The 16,096-nt window shown below is 37.9% G+C and carries 15 protein-coding genes; 2 read left to right on the plus strand and 13 right to left on the minus strand.

Going from position 1 to position 16,096, the window contains the following annotated elements; genetic code table 11:
- Positions 1-101: 101 nt before the first annotated feature.
- The 11 genes from M0051_RS13535 to M0051_RS13585 all read right to left on the minus strand — a co-directional run bounded on the left by M0051_RS13535 (position 102) and on the right by M0051_RS13585 (position 11,052).
- On the minus strand, positions 102-1,307 hold the full coding sequence (locus M0051_RS13535; RefSeq protein WP_306742047.1) for an acetyl-CoA C-acetyltransferase: 1,206 nt from the start codon (positions 1,305-1,307) through the stop codon (positions 102-104).
- 4 nt (positions 1,308-1,311) lie between these two features.
- On the minus strand, positions 1,312-1,974 hold the full coding sequence (locus M0051_RS13540) for a 3-oxoacid CoA-transferase subunit B (RefSeq protein WP_306742048.1): 663 nt from the start codon (positions 1,972-1,974) through the stop codon (positions 1,312-1,314).
- A gap of 33 nt (positions 1,975-2,007) precedes the next feature.
- Positions 2,008-2,796 carry an OAM dimerization domain-containing protein gene (locus tag M0051_RS13545; protein ID WP_268192093.1) on the minus strand — a complete coding sequence of 263 codons (789 nt, stop codon included), beginning with the start codon at positions 2,794-2,796 and terminating at the stop codon, positions 2,008-2,010.
- 66 nt (positions 2,797-2,862) lie between these two features.
- The gene (locus M0051_RS13550) at positions 2,863-4,431 is read right to left on the minus strand and encodes a lysine 5,6-aminomutase subunit alpha (RefSeq protein WP_306742049.1); all 1,569 of its coding nucleotides are present in this window, start codon (positions 4,429-4,431) and stop codon (positions 2,863-2,865) included.
- Positions 4,431-5,843: a hypothetical protein gene (locus M0051_RS13555; protein ID WP_306742050.1), complete on the minus strand. Its 1,413-nt coding sequence runs from the start codon at positions 5,841-5,843 to the stop codon at positions 4,431-4,433. The genes M0051_RS13550 and M0051_RS13555 overlap by 1 nt, the downstream gene beginning before the upstream one ends.
- Entirely contained in the window at positions 5,830-6,852 is a 1,023-nt protein-coding gene (locus tag M0051_RS13560; RefSeq protein WP_306742051.1) for a hypothetical protein, read from the minus strand. Before M0051_RS13560 ends, M0051_RS13555 begins: the two co-directional genes overlap by 14 nt.
- Positions 6,839-8,101 carry a lysine 2,3-aminomutase gene (ablA, locus tag M0051_RS13565; RefSeq protein WP_306742052.1) on the minus strand — a complete coding sequence of 421 codons (1,263 nt, stop codon included), beginning with the start codon at positions 8,099-8,101 and terminating at the stop codon, positions 6,839-6,841. Before ablA ends, M0051_RS13560 begins: the two co-directional genes overlap by 14 nt.
- Positions 8,101-9,135: a zinc-binding dehydrogenase gene (locus M0051_RS13570; RefSeq protein ID WP_306742053.1), complete on the minus strand. Its 1,035-nt coding sequence runs from the start codon at positions 9,133-9,135 to the stop codon at positions 8,101-8,103. The genes ablA and M0051_RS13570 overlap by 1 nt, the downstream gene beginning before the upstream one ends.
- Positions 9,136-9,169: 34 nt before the next feature.
- Complete coding sequence (locus M0051_RS13575; protein ID WP_306742054.1) at positions 9,170-9,994, minus strand: 3-keto-5-aminohexanoate cleavage protein; 825 nt, start codon at positions 9,992-9,994, stop codon at positions 9,170-9,172.
- Between the two features lie 9 nt (positions 9,995-10,003).
- Positions 10,004-10,387, minus strand: a complete 384-nt coding sequence (locus M0051_RS13580; protein ID WP_054718840.1) for a hotdog domain-containing protein — start codon at positions 10,385-10,387, stop codon at positions 10,004-10,006.
- 14 nt (positions 10,388-10,401) lie between these two features.
- Positions 10,402-11,052: a CoA transferase subunit A gene (locus tag M0051_RS13585; protein WP_306742055.1), complete on the minus strand. Its 651-nt coding sequence runs from the start codon at positions 11,050-11,052 to the stop codon at positions 10,402-10,404.
- 498 nt (positions 11,053-11,550) lie between these two features.
- On the opposite strand from M0051_RS13585, the gene M0051_RS13590 reads away from it, so the two are divergent.
- Positions 11,551-13,131, plus strand: coding sequence for a M28 family metallopeptidase (locus tag M0051_RS13590; protein WP_306742056.1), 1,581 nt, complete (start codon positions 11,551-11,553; stop codon positions 13,129-13,131).
- 145 nt (positions 13,132-13,276) lie between these two features.
- On the opposite strand, the gene M0051_RS13595 is transcribed toward M0051_RS13590, so the two are convergent.
- Both M0051_RS13595 and M0051_RS13600 read right to left on the minus strand, forming a co-directional pair.
- Positions 13,277-13,714, minus strand: a complete 438-nt coding sequence (locus M0051_RS13595) for a hypothetical protein (RefSeq protein WP_306742057.1) — start codon at positions 13,712-13,714, stop codon at positions 13,277-13,279.
- A gap of 189 nt (positions 13,715-13,903) precedes the next feature.
- On the minus strand, positions 13,904-14,581 hold the full coding sequence (locus M0051_RS13600) for a zinc metallopeptidase (protein ID WP_306742058.1): 678 nt from the start codon (positions 14,579-14,581) through the stop codon (positions 13,904-13,906).
- A gap of 274 nt (positions 14,582-14,855) precedes the next feature.
- On the opposite strand from M0051_RS13600, the gene M0051_RS13605 reads away from it, so the two are divergent.
- Positions 14,856-16,025: a 1-acyl-sn-glycerol-3-phosphate acyltransferase gene (locus tag M0051_RS13605; RefSeq protein ID WP_306742059.1), complete on the plus strand. Its 1,170-nt coding sequence runs from the start codon at positions 14,856-14,858 to the stop codon at positions 16,023-16,025.
- Positions 16,026-16,096: the final 71 nt, after the last annotated feature.

Consider the following 16,096-nt stretch of genomic DNA (forward strand, 5'->3'; position numbering starts at 1 on the left):
GGTTTTATGCAATTCTCCCCTATTCTCACCTCAAAAATGCCCTATTTAAGGGCATTTGAGATAAGATATTTTTTTACTGCGCTTTACCTACTCAGTACTAATTACACGTTTTTCAAAATTAATGCGGTACCCATACCACCACCGATACAAAGTGAAGCCAAACCATACTCTTTACCAGTACGCTTCATTTCATGAATCAAACTTACAGTGATACGTGTTCCTGAAGCACCAATTGGGTGACCCAAAGCGATAGCACCACCGTTCACATTACATCTCTCTTTGAAGAAATCCATGTCAACTTTGTGATCTTCGCACAATTGTTTCACAACTCCTAATGACTGAGCAGCAAAAGCTTCGTTTAATTCAAGAACTTCCATTTGTTCAAGAGTCATATTAGCTTTCTTCAATACATTAGCAACAGCAGGAACTGGTCCCATACCCATAACTGCAGGATCTACACCACCTTGACCAGTAGCTACGATTTCTGCCAATGGAGTTAAACCATGCTCTTTAACTGCCTCTTCTGATGCAACCAATACAAAAGCAGCACCATCGTTAATACCCGATGCATTACCAGCAGTTACAGTACCATCTTTCTTAAATGCAGGACGTAAACCACCTAGCTTTTCTTCGTTGGTTCTTCTATTGATGAATTCATCAGCGTCAAATACAATTGTTTCTCTGCGAGATTTGATCTCAACAGGAACAATTTCATTCTTGAAGTTACCATTATCCTGAGCAGCAGCAGCCTTTTGCTGAGAAGCAAAAGCAAAAGCATCTTGCTCTTCACGAGTCAAGTTATATTTATCAGCAATATTTTCTGCTGTAATACCCATGTGATATCCTTCGAAAGCATCAGTTAAACCATCAAAAACCATGTGGTCAACCGCTTTCAAATCCATCATTTTGTGTCCGCCACGAACTTGTCCAGACATCACAAAACCAGAACCAGACATAGATTCTGTACCACCGGCAAGAATCATGTTTGCTTCACCTGCCTTAATGTTTGCATAAGCCAAGTTGATGGTTTTCATACCAGAACCACAAATCATGTTGATTCCGTAAGCAGGAATTTCTTGAGGAATTCCCCCTTTGATAGAAGCCTGACGAGCAATTCCCTGACCTTGACCAGCCATAAGGATGTTACCTACCACAACTTCATCTAAGTTTGCTGGGTCAATTTTAGTTTCCTCAACAATATTTTTAATTACTGTAGCAGCTAAATCAGCAGCTTTTACAGGAGTTAATGTTCCTAAAAATTTTCCTATTGCAGTACGTTTTGCTGCAACAATATATACTTTGCTCATATCTTTAGTTTTTACGCATTTCAATTAAATCTTCAGCAATAATCAATTTTGCATCAGTAGCTTCCTGAATTTGCTCCAATGTAAATAAAGGATTGTACTCCTTAAGTACGATACCTTCAGGTAAAACTTCCATTACTCCCATTTCAGTAATAATCATATTAACCTGACCGGCAGCTGTTAATGGAAGATTACACTCTTTCAAGATTTTGTGTCTTCCCTTAGCCGTGTGTTCCATTGCAAGAATTACACGTTTAGCACCCACAATTAGGTCCATAGCACCACCCATTCCAGGTGTTAATCTTCCAGGAATGATCCAGTTTGCAAGATTACCTTGCTCGTCAACCTGAAGAGCTCCCAAAATTGTTACATCAACATGACCACCTCTAATGATTCCAAAAGAAACAGAGCTATCGAAGCTACTAGCTCCTTCTTTGCAAGTAATGTATCCACCACCAGCATTTACAAAATCAGGATCTTCTTCTCCCTCAGCAGGAGCAGCACCCATACCAAGCATTCCGTTTTCCGATTGTAAAGTCACGTTAACATCTGCCGAAACATAGTTAGGGATTATTGTAGGCAAACCAATTCCCAGATTTACCACATCACCGTCGTTTAATTCGAGAGCAGCTCTTTTAGCAATTACCTCTCTGATTTCTTTTTTATCCATGTTTTATTAGTTATTGGTCAGTTTGACGATATACTATCCATTCAATCTTCTGCTTAATTCCTGAGCAGCATAAGATGCCACATCATCAGCATACTTGTTCATTCCGAAACCTGCATCGTAACCAAGTTCTTTTGCAAGTTCGTGTGAGATACGTGGACCTCCGCAAATCAAGATTACTTTTTCACGCAATCCTTCTGCTTCTAAAAGCTCCACAAGTTCAGTTAGGTTTTTGATATGAACATCCTTTTGAGTAACTGTTTGCGATACCAAAAGAACATCTGCTTCCATCTCGATGGCTTTGGCGATGAACTCTTCGTTTGGCACCTGGCTACCCATATTTAAGGCTTCCATCATTTCATATCTTTCCAAGCCATAGTGGCCTGCAAAACCTTTCATATTCATAATTGCGTCGATTCCTACTGTGTGCGCATCAGTACCAGTACTAGCACCAACCACTCGAATCGGACGTCCAATATTTTCTTTTACAAACTCGTCAGTTTCATGCATATCCATAGTAGTTGATTCTACTTTTGGAACATGAATCCCTGTGAAATCTACTGTATGTGTACAGTTTCCGTAACAGTTAAAGAAAGTAAAACCTTCCATTAACTCTTGAACCATTACCACCTGAGGATTCTCGAAACCCATTTTTTTCATCATCTGCTTTGCAGCTTCAATGGCTTCTTCTCCTTTTTTTACAGGAAGCGTAAAACTTACCTGAGTCTTACCATCGTTCATGGTATCGCCGTAAGGCTTAATTTTGGTAAGATCTAAGGTTTTATCAAAATCGTTGGAATCAGTTGAATAAAGACCTCCACTCATTTCTTTGTCTCCTATATTTAAGTAGTATCAAATTTGACATTTGACACTTTGTACTTACTAATTAATTTATTTCTTATGCAAAATCTCAATAAATGGATTGAAGTAGTTGCTTCCTTTTTCAACAACTCCATCTAAACCTTTACCTCCATCTTTCGGACGCTTGATATCAGCAAAAATTCCTTTTTCCAATGCGGTAAATAATCCTTCTTTCTCGATATTTTCAACCAATTCAGTTGCATCATCAAGAACTTTAGCAGCTCTCTTACGGATGATACCACCTTCTTTGAATTCCATTTCGTCACCAATACTCTTCATGTTACTAAAGATGTACTTGGCATTTTCGATTGAAAGATATCTGTCAGACATGAAAGGAGTGTGAATTGCTTCGGTTAACATACCAAGCAACTGAATTCCTTGTCCTGTCCAAATTGAAATCTGATTGAATAATGCATCCTGAACATTTCCTTTGAAAATGTTACCAGTCATAAATTTTGTAGGAGGCATGTATTTAAGAGGTGCTTTCGGGAAGATTTCTCTAATCATTTGTGCTTGAGCAAGCTCATATAGGAAACCATTTTCCAGGTCAGGAGTCATCTCGAATGCGTGTCCTAACCCCATTTGTTCTTCAGGCAAACCAGCTACCAATGCCAACTGCTCGTTGATAAAATCAGAAGCTAAAACTGTGTGAGCCTCATCGAACGCATCAGCAGTAGTTAAGTAGTTGTCCTCACCAGTATTGATGATTACACCTGCAAAACCGTTCAATAGTCTTGAGAAGTACTGGTCAACAATGGTACGTTGCATGTTAATATCACGGAAAAGAATTCCGTACAATGCATCGTTCAACATTACGTCCAAACCTTCCAATGCACCCATTGCTGCAATCTCAGGCATACACAAACCAGAGCAGTAGTTACACAAACGGATGTAACGACCTTCTTCCTCGCCAACTTTATCCAAAGCAGTACGCATGATACGGAAGTTCTCCTGTGTAGCAACAGTACCACCAAACCCTTCGGTAGTTGCACCATAAGGAACATAGTCAAGCAACGACTGACCTGTTGTACGAATTACTGCAATGATATCAGCACCCTGACGAGCAGCTGCCTCAGCCTGAACCACATCTTCGTAAATGTTACCAGTTGCAACAATTACATATAGGTATGGTTTTGGACCTTCACCAATTGTATCAAGATAGTTGTCTCTTTTCGCTTTACGCTCTCTAATTTTATTGATGTTCTCATCAACAAATGGTTGAATTGCATTTTGAATTTCTTCCATTGGACGAATCGGAAGAGTTGTAATTTCCAATTCTCCTTCAGCAATTTTCTCAGCAATTTGCTGTGGGTTCATTCCGGTTTCAAGAATGGCATTACCAATGAAGAACATAACACCTTCACTCAATACACCCTTGTCTTTAATAGCATCAACTACCACATTTGGAAGCGGTACCTCGTTGCTATCCACTCCGTCGATTCCCAACAAGCGACACAAAGTACGCTCAACTGCAACAGTTGAGTAGTTGTCTACGAATTTCTGAACATCGTCTGCAATTCGCTTCGACACCTCTTTGGCGTGTCCAACTTTTTCAAAGTCAAGACCTAGTTTACTCCTTTGCATATTCAATTTATCCATTATAAAATTTCTTCCTTACTAGCATTCATATTCAATTGGTTTTGAGCTTTTTCAACGATCTCTTTATTGATTCCCAATAAAGAAGCAATTCTTAAAGCTTCATGAGGCACTTCCCCTGTATTGTCCTCTACCAAAGAATAATCCATATAACTGTTTATATTGTTTTTGGTGATTCTCTGATCCCCAAAATCCTTATCCAGACCTTTAACACGTAACTTTCTGAAATAAGTATTCAATCCACTATAGTGCGTTGTAATCACACTTCGTGTATTGTTCTGATAAAAGATATCTGCAACCGCATTTACAATTGCCAATCCTTCTACCGGGTTTGTTGTTCTTGCCAATTCATCAACCAACACCAATACATTTTCATGCGATTGAGAAACCTCGACCATTTGGTTTACATTCATCATTTCTGATGCAAAAGATGACAAACCATTTAATTCTGACTGATCATCTCCTACCGAAAGCATGATACGATTTACCAAACTAACTTTGGCTTGCGAGGCTGGCACAAAAAAACCAAACTGACACAGGTACTGACAAAGAGCCAATGTTTTCAACACCACTGTTTTGCCTGCCATATTCGCACCTGTAATCAAACAAACCGATTTTTGAAGTTCAATATCAATTGCTTGATATTGTTTCTTTTGTTTTAGAAGCTCATCCTTAATCATAGGATGAAACATTCCATTGTATATTGTACTTTCTTTAACCAATTCCGGTCGATTAAAACTCAGTTGAATGGCTTGTTTTGCTTTTGCGATTAACAAATCAAAATGAGCTAATTGATTCAAGGCAGTTTCCAAATCATTAGCAAACACTCTTATTTTACCACAAAGTTCTTCTCTTACTCTTGATTCTATTTCCTGAGCCTTATCAAAAATCTCCTCGAGCTTTGCTTCCGAATCACCATTTTCTGATTTGGCAATTCTTAAGTTCTTTCTAGCCTCGGCAAGCTCTTCCGAATAATCATCGTAGATATAAAAAGATGGGATCCCAGATTTTTGAGGATCAAGAATATCAACCAAACCAGACAAGTTTGGCAGACCAATCACCTCTTGCTTTAAATCTTTTTGCAGATTGAGTATACCATGACAATGAAATGCAAAAGATTTGATTTCGAACAATTCAATATCATCCAGAATCAAGTTTGCATCAAGGTTTCCAACTGTTCCCTTAATATCTCTTAAGTGAGAAAGTTTGCTTTGAATATCAGCAATTAGCTTTGGATCAGATTCGATTGATTGAATTACTTTATCAGTCAAATCATACTCGATGTTCAAGTCTGTTTCATTGTACAGCATTTCAGAATCCAACAGGAATCTCTTTCCCATTGGCGATTGCAAATCCAACTCTTCAGCCAGGTATTGTAATCCTTTTATCTCTGATATTGCTTTACGAAACTGCATTTTCAATTCTTTTTACATCGAAAACCGGCACTTGCAATTTTGTTTCCAAAGCAAGTTTAAGTTCATCTGAATTTAATATGTAACCATCTGGCGATACCGGATTAATGGTAATGGCCACAAGGTTAGTTTTATCAAGTACCTGAATTTTACCACCTTTTTTCACAAAGGCATAGTAGGTTTCAGGATTTGCAAAGACTCTTGTAAAGTCTCTGATAATTAATCTAATTTGATTTACCTGCTTTTGATTCTTCAGAAAATCAAGAAACTGATCGGTTACTGCTCCACTCACAAAAAAATCGGTTCCAAACTGAAATAGTTTGTCCTTTTCTTTTTTGATCATTAAAACAGATGATATGCCAGTATCCTTCACTTCTCCTGATTCATCCAATGCCCAAATTCCATTTTCTATTCCTCTAAATTTTGGTTTCAATTCAGAATCGATCTCGGTCAACTGAATTAAATCATACACATATTGTGTTTTGAAAACCAATTGAGGAATATTTGCCGACAAAGCTGCTCCTGTAGCCAAAATCATGGCTTCGGTAACCGCAGGTGAACCTAAACTTTTGCGAGACAGCGCACCATCTACAATGGTAAGGTCAACACCCTTTTCTTTTAAATCAGCAATCAACCTGATAATTTCTGCATTGTTAGCAGGTCCTGATAACATCACTTTTCCTGAATGAATGGTTTTAGCAGTTACCAACCTTCCCAAACTTGTGGTTTGGTTAGAAACATCAATTACTTCAGAAAACAACCTGCGTTTTGCATAGTGTGTTTCCGAAGTAACGAACATCATTCCTTCGTTAAGCTCAATTTCAGGTTTATGTGTTTGTGTGACTTGATCACGGTTTTCACCATCAATACCAATGGATGTAAGAGCAATTTGTTTACGGCTGTCTCTTAATCGAGACAGCACGTAATTTAAACACTCGGTTTTCCCGGTATTCTTTTCAAGTCCAACAATTGAAAGACTTTTATATTTTTCTATGTCCTTAAGAAAGGGCATCTTCTTTTTTATTTCTTTCTTTTCTTGCCAAATGATCTGGTTCGATAGACAGTTTCTCGCCATGTAACAATGAAGCAACACCCTCGCGTTTATCATCCATTGCACATTCAGGACAAGTACACTTATCTTCGTAATGAGTAGGCTCAGTATAAGTTGTAATTACTCCTTCGAAGTTTCTCAACACCACTTTACCCGGGCTTTGTGAAACTACATACTGAGGCATTACCGGAGTTTTACCACCTCCACCTGGAGCATCAACAACGAAAGTTGGCACAGCAAAACCAGAAGTATGACCACGAAGGTTCTCGATAATCTCAATACCTTTCGATACCGGAGTTCTGAAATGCTCTAATCCCATAGAAAGGTCACACTGATAGATGTAATATGGACGAATTCTGTTTTTTACCAGGTTATGCATCAACTTCTTCATAACATGAACACAATCGTTAATCCCTTTCAACAATACTGATTGGTTACCCAATGGTACACCAGCATTAGCCAAACGTGCAACTGCTTCTTCCGCTTCAGGAGTAATTTCGTCTGAGTGATTAAAGTGAGTATTCAACCAAACTGGGTGATACTTCTTCAACATATTCACAAGGTTATCAGTAATACGCTGTGGCAATACAACAGGTGTACGGCTACCAATACGGATAATCTCAACGTGAGGAATATCTCTCAAACGGCTAATGATGTATTCTAATTTATCATCACTGATCAACAATGCATCACCACCAGAAAGAACAACGTCACGAACTTGTGGAGTATTTGCAATATATTCAATTGCTTTCTCGATATTATCTTGTGGAGTTGAAGCATCTGACTGACCTGCAAAACGACGACGAGTACAGTGACGACAATACATCGAACACATATCAGTAATCAAGAACAACACACGATCCGGATAACGGTGAGTCAATCCAGGAACTGGTGAGTCCTCATCCTCGTGCAATGGATCCAACAAATCGGCATCTGCTTTGTGAACCTCTGCTGCAGTAGGGATCGCTTGCTTACGAACAGGACAATTTGGATTTTCAGGATCAATCAAAGTCAAATAGTATGGAGTAATTGCCATACGCAATGTTGCCAATGATTTTTTAACTCCTTCTTCTTCTTCCACTGTAAGGTGAACGTATTTCTTCAGTTGTTCTAAAGTTTCAATACGGTTTCTCACCTGCCATTTCCAATCGTTCCACTGAATGTCAGTTACCTCTGGAAATAATTCTTTTCTTCTACTGTTGTTAGCCATTACACGTATAATTTTTCGAACAACTCTCTAATTCCTTCTGATTTTCTAATAATATCTAAAGTTAGGTCGGCATGCCCAATTGCATATCCATTACCTACAATCATGTCAACATCTTTACCAACACCTTCGGCTCCTAGAGCAGCCTTAGTAAATGATGTAGCCATTGAGAAGAAGTAAACACACCCTCTGTCTTTAGTGATCAAGATTGATGACATCTCGGTTGAAGCAACATTCACGTTGTTAATTACAACATCGCATCCTTCTTCACCAGCAATTTCAGTAACTCTTGTGTAAACATCCATTACATCAGTTGCATCACCAACAAGCACTTCGTGAGCCAATCCAAGATCCTTAATGCGCTTTGCATTCTCTTCAGAATATTCTACAACGATTACTTTTCCTTTAGGACCAACTTTTTCCATAGCCTGATAGCAGCAAAGCACACCCGATTTACCACCTCCACCGATGATACAAACTGTGTCGCCTTCTTTAACCAAACGATCAACCTGAGCAGGAGCACCAGCAACATCTAAAGCTGCCAAAGCCAATTTTTCAGGAATATCAGTTGGAAGAACTGCGTATAAACCACTCTCGAATAAAATTGCTTCTGCATCAACATCAACCTGGTCGTTAGAAACATTAATATTCTTGATTTTATTAATTTTTAAAGGAGTCAGTGAAAGAGAAACCAAAGTTGCAATCTTATCACCAACCTTTAAATCCTGATTTGGGAAATTAGGGCCAACTTCTTTGATGGTTCCAATCAACATTCCACCCGAACCGGTAACCGGATTTTGCATTTTACCTCTCTCGCCAACAATTGAAAGAATCATTTCTTCCATTTTAGCGGTATCAGCATCGCAAGCACCTTTGATCTGAGTAAAACTTGCAGAATCGATATTCAAAGTCTGAACATCAATCAACAATTCATTGTCGTAAATCGACATTGTGTTATCCAACTTTTGAGCTGGCTGTGGAAGAGTACCTTTTGGTTCAAGTACTCTGTGAGTTCCGTATTTATTTCCTTTGTTCATTTTCTATATTAGTATCAAGTACAAAGACTGTCCTCTATTTTTGTTTTAATCCTAAAATTTCTCTTGCCTCAGCTGGAGTAGCAATTTCGCGACCTAATTCCTTTGCCAAACGAACCACTTTCTCAACCAATTGACCATTTGATTCTGCAACTTGACCTTTTGCAATCATTGTGTTGTCTTCAAATCCTACACGAACGTGACCTCCATCAATGATAGCAGCAACTGCCAATGGGAATTCAAAACGTCCAATACCTGCTACAGTATATGTAGCATCAGCAGGAATACTTTCACGCAAGAAAACAAAATCACGAAGTGTTCCTGAAATACCTCCATTTACACCCATTACAAAATCGAAGTGCATTGGCGACTGGATGTATCCCTTCTTGTGTAGACGAAGTGCCATATCAATCATTGATTTGTCAAACACTTCCAACTCAGGCTTAATGCCTCTTTCGATCATCTTTTCACCAAAGTATTTGATGGTATTTTCAGTATTCTCGAAAATCTCATCTCCTCCAAAGTTCAAAGTACCGCAATCTAGAGTTGCCATTTCTGGATTCAACTCTGTTGGCTGCAATCTTTCATCGTTGCTCATTCCAACAGCTCCACCAGTCGATGGCTGAATGATTACATCTGGATATTTTGCATGAATCGCATCCATAACCGCTTTAAAACGATCTTTATTTTGAGTAGGAGTACCATCATCTTCACGAACATGAAGGTGAATTATACTTGCACCAGCTTCGTAAGCTAAACCTGCTTCACGAACACATTCTTCTACAGTGTAAGGTACATTTGGATTATGCTCTTTAGTTACTTCAGCGCCGCAAATAGCAGCTGTGATGATCAATTTTTCCATGGCAGTATATTATTTACGTTGACAATTTTTAGGTGTAACACAAGTTCCTGTAGCACGACAAACTACTACTGGTTCTTCAAGAAAATCTGCAGCAGATTCAGAGATATCAGTTCTAGGAACGATAACCTTACGAGCTTCAAAAGTCATTTTACGACTTGAATTTCCTTCTTTAATAATTTCACCAACTGCTTCGATATAATCACCAGCATAAACAGGAGCTAAAAACTCAACATTTTCATAACCTGCGAACAATCCTTCGTCACCATCACGACGGATTAATAATTCTGTTGCTACATCACCAAATAATTGAAGCATTTTTGCTCCATCAACAAGATTTCCACCATAATGTGCGTCATGAGAGCTCATACGCATTCTAATCATTGCCTTTTCCATTTGTCTATATTAGTTTAGTTGTTGTTAACGATATAATCCACAAAGATTGAAGGAGTTCTTACCTGTTCAGGGCTAATCTCTCCAACTTCAACCATTTTTTCCGCCTCAGCAATTACCAAATCAGCTGCAGTAGCCATCAACGGATTAAAGTTTTGAGTGGTTCCTTTGTAAATCAAGTTTCCTTGCTTATCACTGATACTTGCACCAATCAATGCGATATCAGCACGTAAAGGTTTCTCAAGCAAATATTCCTTACCATCGACCTTTACAACTTCTTTTCCTTCAGCTATAATGGTACCTAAACCAGTTGGAGTAAGAACACCTCCCAGGCCAGCCCCTCCTGAACGAACACGTTCTGCAAGCGTTCCTTGAGGGCTAAACTCAACCTCAATTTCACCATTATTCATCTGCTCGATAGTTGCAGGGTTGGTACCAATATGAGAAGTGATTACCTTCTTCACTTGCTTATTAGCAATCAATTTACCAAGACCTTTATCTGCAAAAGCAGTATCATTACAAATGATAGTTAAATTTTTAACACCAGCTTTTACCAGCTGATCAACCATATTATTTGCAGTACCTACAGACATAAAGCCTCCAATCATAAGAGTCATTTCGTCTTTTACTTTCGACACTGCTTCGTTAATTGAGATTATCTTGTTCATTGAAATAATTTTTTGGAGAGATTTCTTCTCATCCCATTATTTTCAAGGAAAATCAGAAATCACATTGATTAATTCAATGACAAAGATAACGGAATATTCATTTCTTGAAAACGATTGCAAATCTTCATATTAAGACTGATTCTAAACGAAAAAACCAAGAAACATTTATTGCGTAAAACCATTCTAAACAAGATCAAGATCGAACAATTTTCCGTTAAAAAATCCAATTTACTTGTTGTATTTTTAACTATTTATTTCAAAATATCACAAATAATAAATCACACACAAAAAAATAACTGCTACAAAACATGTAATGCAGAATTATTTTAAGCACATGTTTTACAGCATAAAGTTTAAAATGACGTAATCCAAGCTAATTATACAAAATCACATCAAGTTGCCATTCAACATATCTTAACATCATATCAGCTCAATTGATTTCACTACTTTTAATGCTCACAATTCAACCTTTAATTAAACAACCAAAACACACTTTTTATGAAACGCAACCTAAAAATCATCTTCATTGCCATTTTCATTGTGGCAGTTCACAATTCCTTTGGGCAAAAAGATCCTGTGGTCAAAAAAATTATCGAAATCGGAAAAAATGATAATCAGTGCATGTCCCACCTCGACATTCTGAGTAACCGATTTGGAGGAAGGTTAATCGGTTCAAATGCATATGACAATTCTGCAGAATGGGCGGCAAGCAAATTCAAAGAATGGGGCATGGAGGTCATCATGGATGAAGTTGGCAGTTTACCAGTGGGATTTAATCGTGGTCCATGGTTCGGGAGAATGCTTGGCGGAAACAACATGCACCTTCACTTTGCAACTCCTTCGTACACTGTAGGGACAAAAGGAGTACAAAAAGGCCATGTACTTTTAGAACCAAAAACCCAGCGACAATTCGATCGAATGAAGGGCAAATTAAAAGGAGCATGGGTGCTTATCGGTGGAAAAAACAAAGGATGGCCAATCGATTATTCGGAAAAAGCTGAAGAACACAGGGCAGAAATTCGGGAAGAAAATGCAAAAATTGAGAAGAAAAACGATAGCATCAGAAGAATCAACTGGAAAAACAGACATGGAGAACAAATTGAATTGATTCCCCTGAAAGAAGAGCCAGCCTTATTCTACAAACAAATGGTAGATGCTGGCATTCTAGGAATTATTCAATCAGCAAAACTTCCAATTGCTGCCATGTACGACCGAAAGAACCTGATGAATATGACTTTCGATACACTACCTAAAATTCCAGACATCAAACTAAATGAACATCAATATAAAGTCATTGCCCAAATGGCAAAAGAGCGCCAGCGATTCGAACTAGAGTTCGACATTCGCAATCATTTTAGAATGGGCCCTGTGAAGTACCACAGTGTAATTGGTGTAATTAAAGGCAGCAAATATCCTAACGAATATGTGATTATGGGAGGACATTTGGATGCTTTTGACATTGCAACCGGAGGTGTTGATAATGGTTCTGGAGTATCCCCAGCAATGGAAGCTGCCCGTTTGATTATGAAAGCAGGAGGAAAACCCAAAAGAACAATTTTGGTCTGTTTGTGGGCAGGAGAAGAATTTGGCTTACTAGGTTCAAAACATTGGATCAAGACAAATCAGGACAAGCTGGATAAAATTGCCAACATGTTCAACCGCGACAGCGGCCCTACAGCAACAACAAGCTTGAGTGTTACAGAAGCCATGTGGGACGATATGGAAAAGATCTGCAAACCTCTATCAACAATTAATCCAAACATTCCTTTCACACTTAAAAAGCGACAGCCAACCAAGCGTCCTAAAACACCATGGGGAACCGACAGTGGTCCTTTTGCAGTAGCAGGCGTTCCTACGATGGAATTCGGTAAAACCGATCACTTTGGATACGATTTCAGTTACAGGGAAATCTGGCACACAGAAAGAGATCTGTACAACATGAGTATTGTTGAGTACCAAGAACACTCCTCAATCGTAACAGCTGTTGTAGTATACGGAATCGCCAACCTGAATCATATTCTTTCTCGTGAAGGATACTATATAGAAGAGAAGGATAAGAAAGAACTAACACAGAAGTAAGAAAGTTCCCTATAACAATCAGGAGAATAAATAAGCAAACACAAAACAACCGAGGGAAGCATTATAAAGATTGCAACCCTCGGCTTATATTTTAAGAAGGCCGCAATAACTTGCGGCGAAATAACAATTCTCTTCTCTAAATCTCTTACAAGTGTTTATAAATTTTAACTTGCCTGAAGCCAAGAACAAATAGAGCAAGTAACTTGATTACTTCCATTACTACATACATTAAATGAACCGAGCTTTTTTCGGGCTGCATTCCTTGCATTATTAGTTGTGCATGTTCATTAAGTTCCGGCAGGAGATAACCCGACTGTGCCACCACAAATGTAAAAATGGCAATCCCACTTACCACAACCACTTTATCGGTATAATAAACGAAAACATATACCAACAAGATTGCGGTAAAAATCCGCTCAACAAAATTCAACGCCCCAAACACATGCATCCCCACCTCTAAAGCTGTTGGAGTATCAAGTGATTCTGCACGAAATTTCACCCAGGCTTCCATAAAACTAATGGCAAGAATAAAGCCTGCCCAGATAAAAGTGACTACAAAGCCGTATTTAATAAATTTACTCATGTCTTATTTTATTATTTTGAACGAATAAAAATAAGAAAAGAATACGAACTAACTCCGCAGAATTACAAAAACATTCAAGTTCCCCATCATATAAATAGAAAAATTGTTTGTCATTCTTGAAACCGAACCAATTCAAAAAGAAAAGGCCCTATTAAAAATGGGGCCTTTTCTTTAATAATATACAAACCACTACTCTCTCCTTCCCATGTACATCATCACATAATACATCAATGTTGCCAAAGAGGACAATGCAGCAACAATGTACGTGTATGCTGCCCATCGCAAAGCATCATCTGCACTTTTTTGCGACTCATAAGTTGTAATCCCAGTTGTCTTTAACCATTTTAAAGCCCTATTACTGGCATCAATTTCAACTGGCAAAGTAATAATACTAAACAAAGTAGTTGCTGCAAACATTATAATCCCTGCAAGTAATAGCTGAGGAAAAGAATTAATCATGATGATACCAGCCAATAAAATCCACTGTACCCATTTTGAGCTAAAACTCACCACAGGTACCAAAGCCGATCTCATTTGCAACCATGAGTATGCTTGCGCATGCTGAATTGCATGCCCTGTTTCGTGCGCAGCAACAGCAGCAGCTGCAACATTTCGTCCATGATAAACTTCCTGGCTCAAATTAATTGTTTTCTCAGCCGGATTGTAATGGTCTGACAACTGTCCACTCACCGATCCTATTCTAATTCCAGTTACTCCATGATCTCTCAACATTTTCTCTACCACCTCTTTTCCACTCATTCCATTTGAGGTAGGGATTTGAGAGTATTTTTGAAATCGTGACTTGAGCTGATGACTCACCAACCAACTCAACAATGTAAATCCTATAAAAATTATCCAAATACTCATATTCTCTCATTTTATTATTTCACTTCAATTGGATCAAATTCTTTGCCAATATATAATCATTTCATATTAGTGCCGATTTGTCAGGCATAACTTTGATACATGTTGTTTGTATCACTATCAAAATCACCCTCCTAAACCTGTTATCCTAAAATCCAAATCTTTGAATTTCAGACAGATTTAAGAGCTGTAAATCCAAAAAATCGCTACATTTTCTTAGATTTACACATATAATGCTTATTTTTGCCACTCCTTAAAAAACTAATTCAACCAAAGAATGATCACCGAATCAGATTTTGATGACATAAGACCATATAACGATTCAGAGGTAGTTGAAGTAATTAATCGCCTTCTTCAAGAAGAAGCGTTTATTAAGTTTGCGCAGCAACTTTTTCCTGGTTTCACAAAAGAAATGATAGAAAAAGCCTTGAGCGAAGTGAAAACCATCAAGGAATTTCAGGGTAATTTTATTATCCGATTGGCGCAACATATTATCGACAACACAACCAAAGGAATCACAATTGACGGATTGGAAAACTTAGACCCTAACGAAAGTTATCTATTCATTTCTGATCATCGTGATATTATCCTTGATTCAGCATTGCTCAATGTAATGATGCATCATCATGGTTTTGAAACAACAGAAATTGCTATTGGAAGTAACTTATTAATTCAGCCTTGGATTGCTGATTTAGTTAAGCTGAATAAAAGTTTTGTCGTAAACAGAAATGTAACTGTTCGCCAGATGTTGGAAAGCTCAAAACAACTTTCCAATTACATCAACTTTGCCTTAAACACCAAGAAATCCTCAATTTGGATTGCCCAACGTGAAGGTAGAACAAAAGATGGTGATGACAGAACGCAACAAAGTCTTTTAAAAATGCTACAAATGAGTGGCGGAAAAGAATTTTGTTCCCACTTCAAAAACCTAAGAATTGTTCCTGTTGCTATTTCTTATGAATACGAACCTTGCGATGCAATGAAAACTCTTGAGGTTCACTTGAAAGAAACTGAATCCGGATATCAAAAAACTGCGAAAGATGACTTAAGAAGTATGATTCGCGGAATGATAAACGAAAAAGGTCGTGTTCACTTCCATATCGGCAAGCCAATATCTCACATGTTGGATACCATAGAAGATATGGATGAAAGCAAAGACAAATACAAAGCCCTTGCTGATTTAATTGATTACAGAATTCACAAAAATTACAAATTGTGGCCTGACAATTATATTGCTTACGACATTGTTAACAACAGCAAAGAGTTTCTTGACAAATATACCATTGAGGAAAAGGAATTATTCCTTAAACACATGGAAAAGAAAATTGCAACAATCGAAGATCGTGCTGAAAACATGGAAAGATTGCACCAGATCTTCTTTGAGATTTATGCAAATCCTGTAAAAAACAGGTTAGAATTAACAAAACCAGAATTTGTTGAAGATTAAATAACTCAAAAGGCTTTCGTAATGAAAGCCTTTTTTATTGTATTTTCTTTTTATTGAACGAGATTTTTAAT

Origin of the sequence: Marinifilum sp. D714 (assembly GCF_030851345.1) — a bacterium.
Taxonomy (GTDB): domain Bacteria; phylum Bacteroidota; class Bacteroidia; order Bacteroidales; family Marinifilaceae; genus Marinifilum.

Bases quoted from the DNA above. Each gene is read 5' to 3' on its own strand.
- M0051_RS13595 (WP_306742057.1), bottom strand. From the start codon at position 13,714: ATGAGTAAATTTATTAAATACGGCTTTGTAGTCACTTTTATCTGGGCA.
- M0051_RS13585 (WP_306742055.1), bottom strand. From the start codon at position 11,052: ATGAACAAGATAATCTCAATTAACGAAGCAGTGTCGAAAGTAAAAGAC.
- M0051_RS13570 (WP_306742053.1), bottom strand. From the start codon at position 9,135: ATGAACAAAGGAAATAAATACGGAACTCACAGAGTACTTGAACCAAAA.
- M0051_RS13580 (WP_054718840.1), bottom strand. From the start codon at position 10,387: ATGGAAAAGGCAATGATTAGAATGCGTATGAGCTCTCATGACGCACAT.
- M0051_RS13540 (WP_306742048.1), bottom strand. From the start codon at position 1,974: ATGGATAAAAAAGAAATCAGAGAGGTAATTGCTAAAAGAGCTGCTCTC.
- M0051_RS13590 (WP_306742056.1), top strand. From the start codon at position 11,551: ATGAAACGCAACCTAAAAATCATCTTCATTGCCATTTTCATTGTGGCA.
- M0051_RS13600 (WP_306742058.1), bottom strand. From the start codon at position 14,581: ATGAGTATTTGGATAATTTTTATAGGATTTACATTGTTGAGTTGGTTG.
- M0051_RS13555 (WP_306742050.1), bottom strand. From the start codon at position 5,843: ATGCAGTTTCGTAAAGCAATATCAGAGATAAAAGGATTACAATACCTG.
- M0051_RS13535 (WP_306742047.1), bottom strand. From the start codon at position 1,307: ATGAGCAAAGTATATATTGTTGCAGCAAAACGTACTGCAATAGGAAAA.
- M0051_RS13575 (WP_306742054.1), bottom strand. From the start codon at position 9,994: ATGGAAAAATTGATCATCACAGCTGCTATTTGCGGCGCTGAAGTAACT.
- ablA (WP_306742052.1), bottom strand. From the start codon at position 8,101: ATGGCTAACAACAGTAGAAGAAAAGAATTATTTCCAGAGGTAACTGAC.
- M0051_RS13550 (WP_306742049.1), bottom strand. From the start codon at position 4,431: ATGGATAAATTGAATATGCAAAGGAGTAAACTAGGTCTTGACTTTGAA.
- M0051_RS13560 (WP_306742051.1), bottom strand. From the start codon at position 6,852: ATGCCCTTTCTTAAGGACATAGAAAAATATAAAAGTCTTTCAATTGTT.
- M0051_RS13605 (WP_306742059.1), top strand. From the start codon at position 14,856: ATGATCACCGAATCAGATTTTGATGACATAAGACCATATAACGATTCA.
- M0051_RS13545 (WP_268192093.1), bottom strand. From the start codon at position 2,796: ATGAGTGGAGGTCTTTATTCAACTGATTCCAACGATTTTGATAAAACC.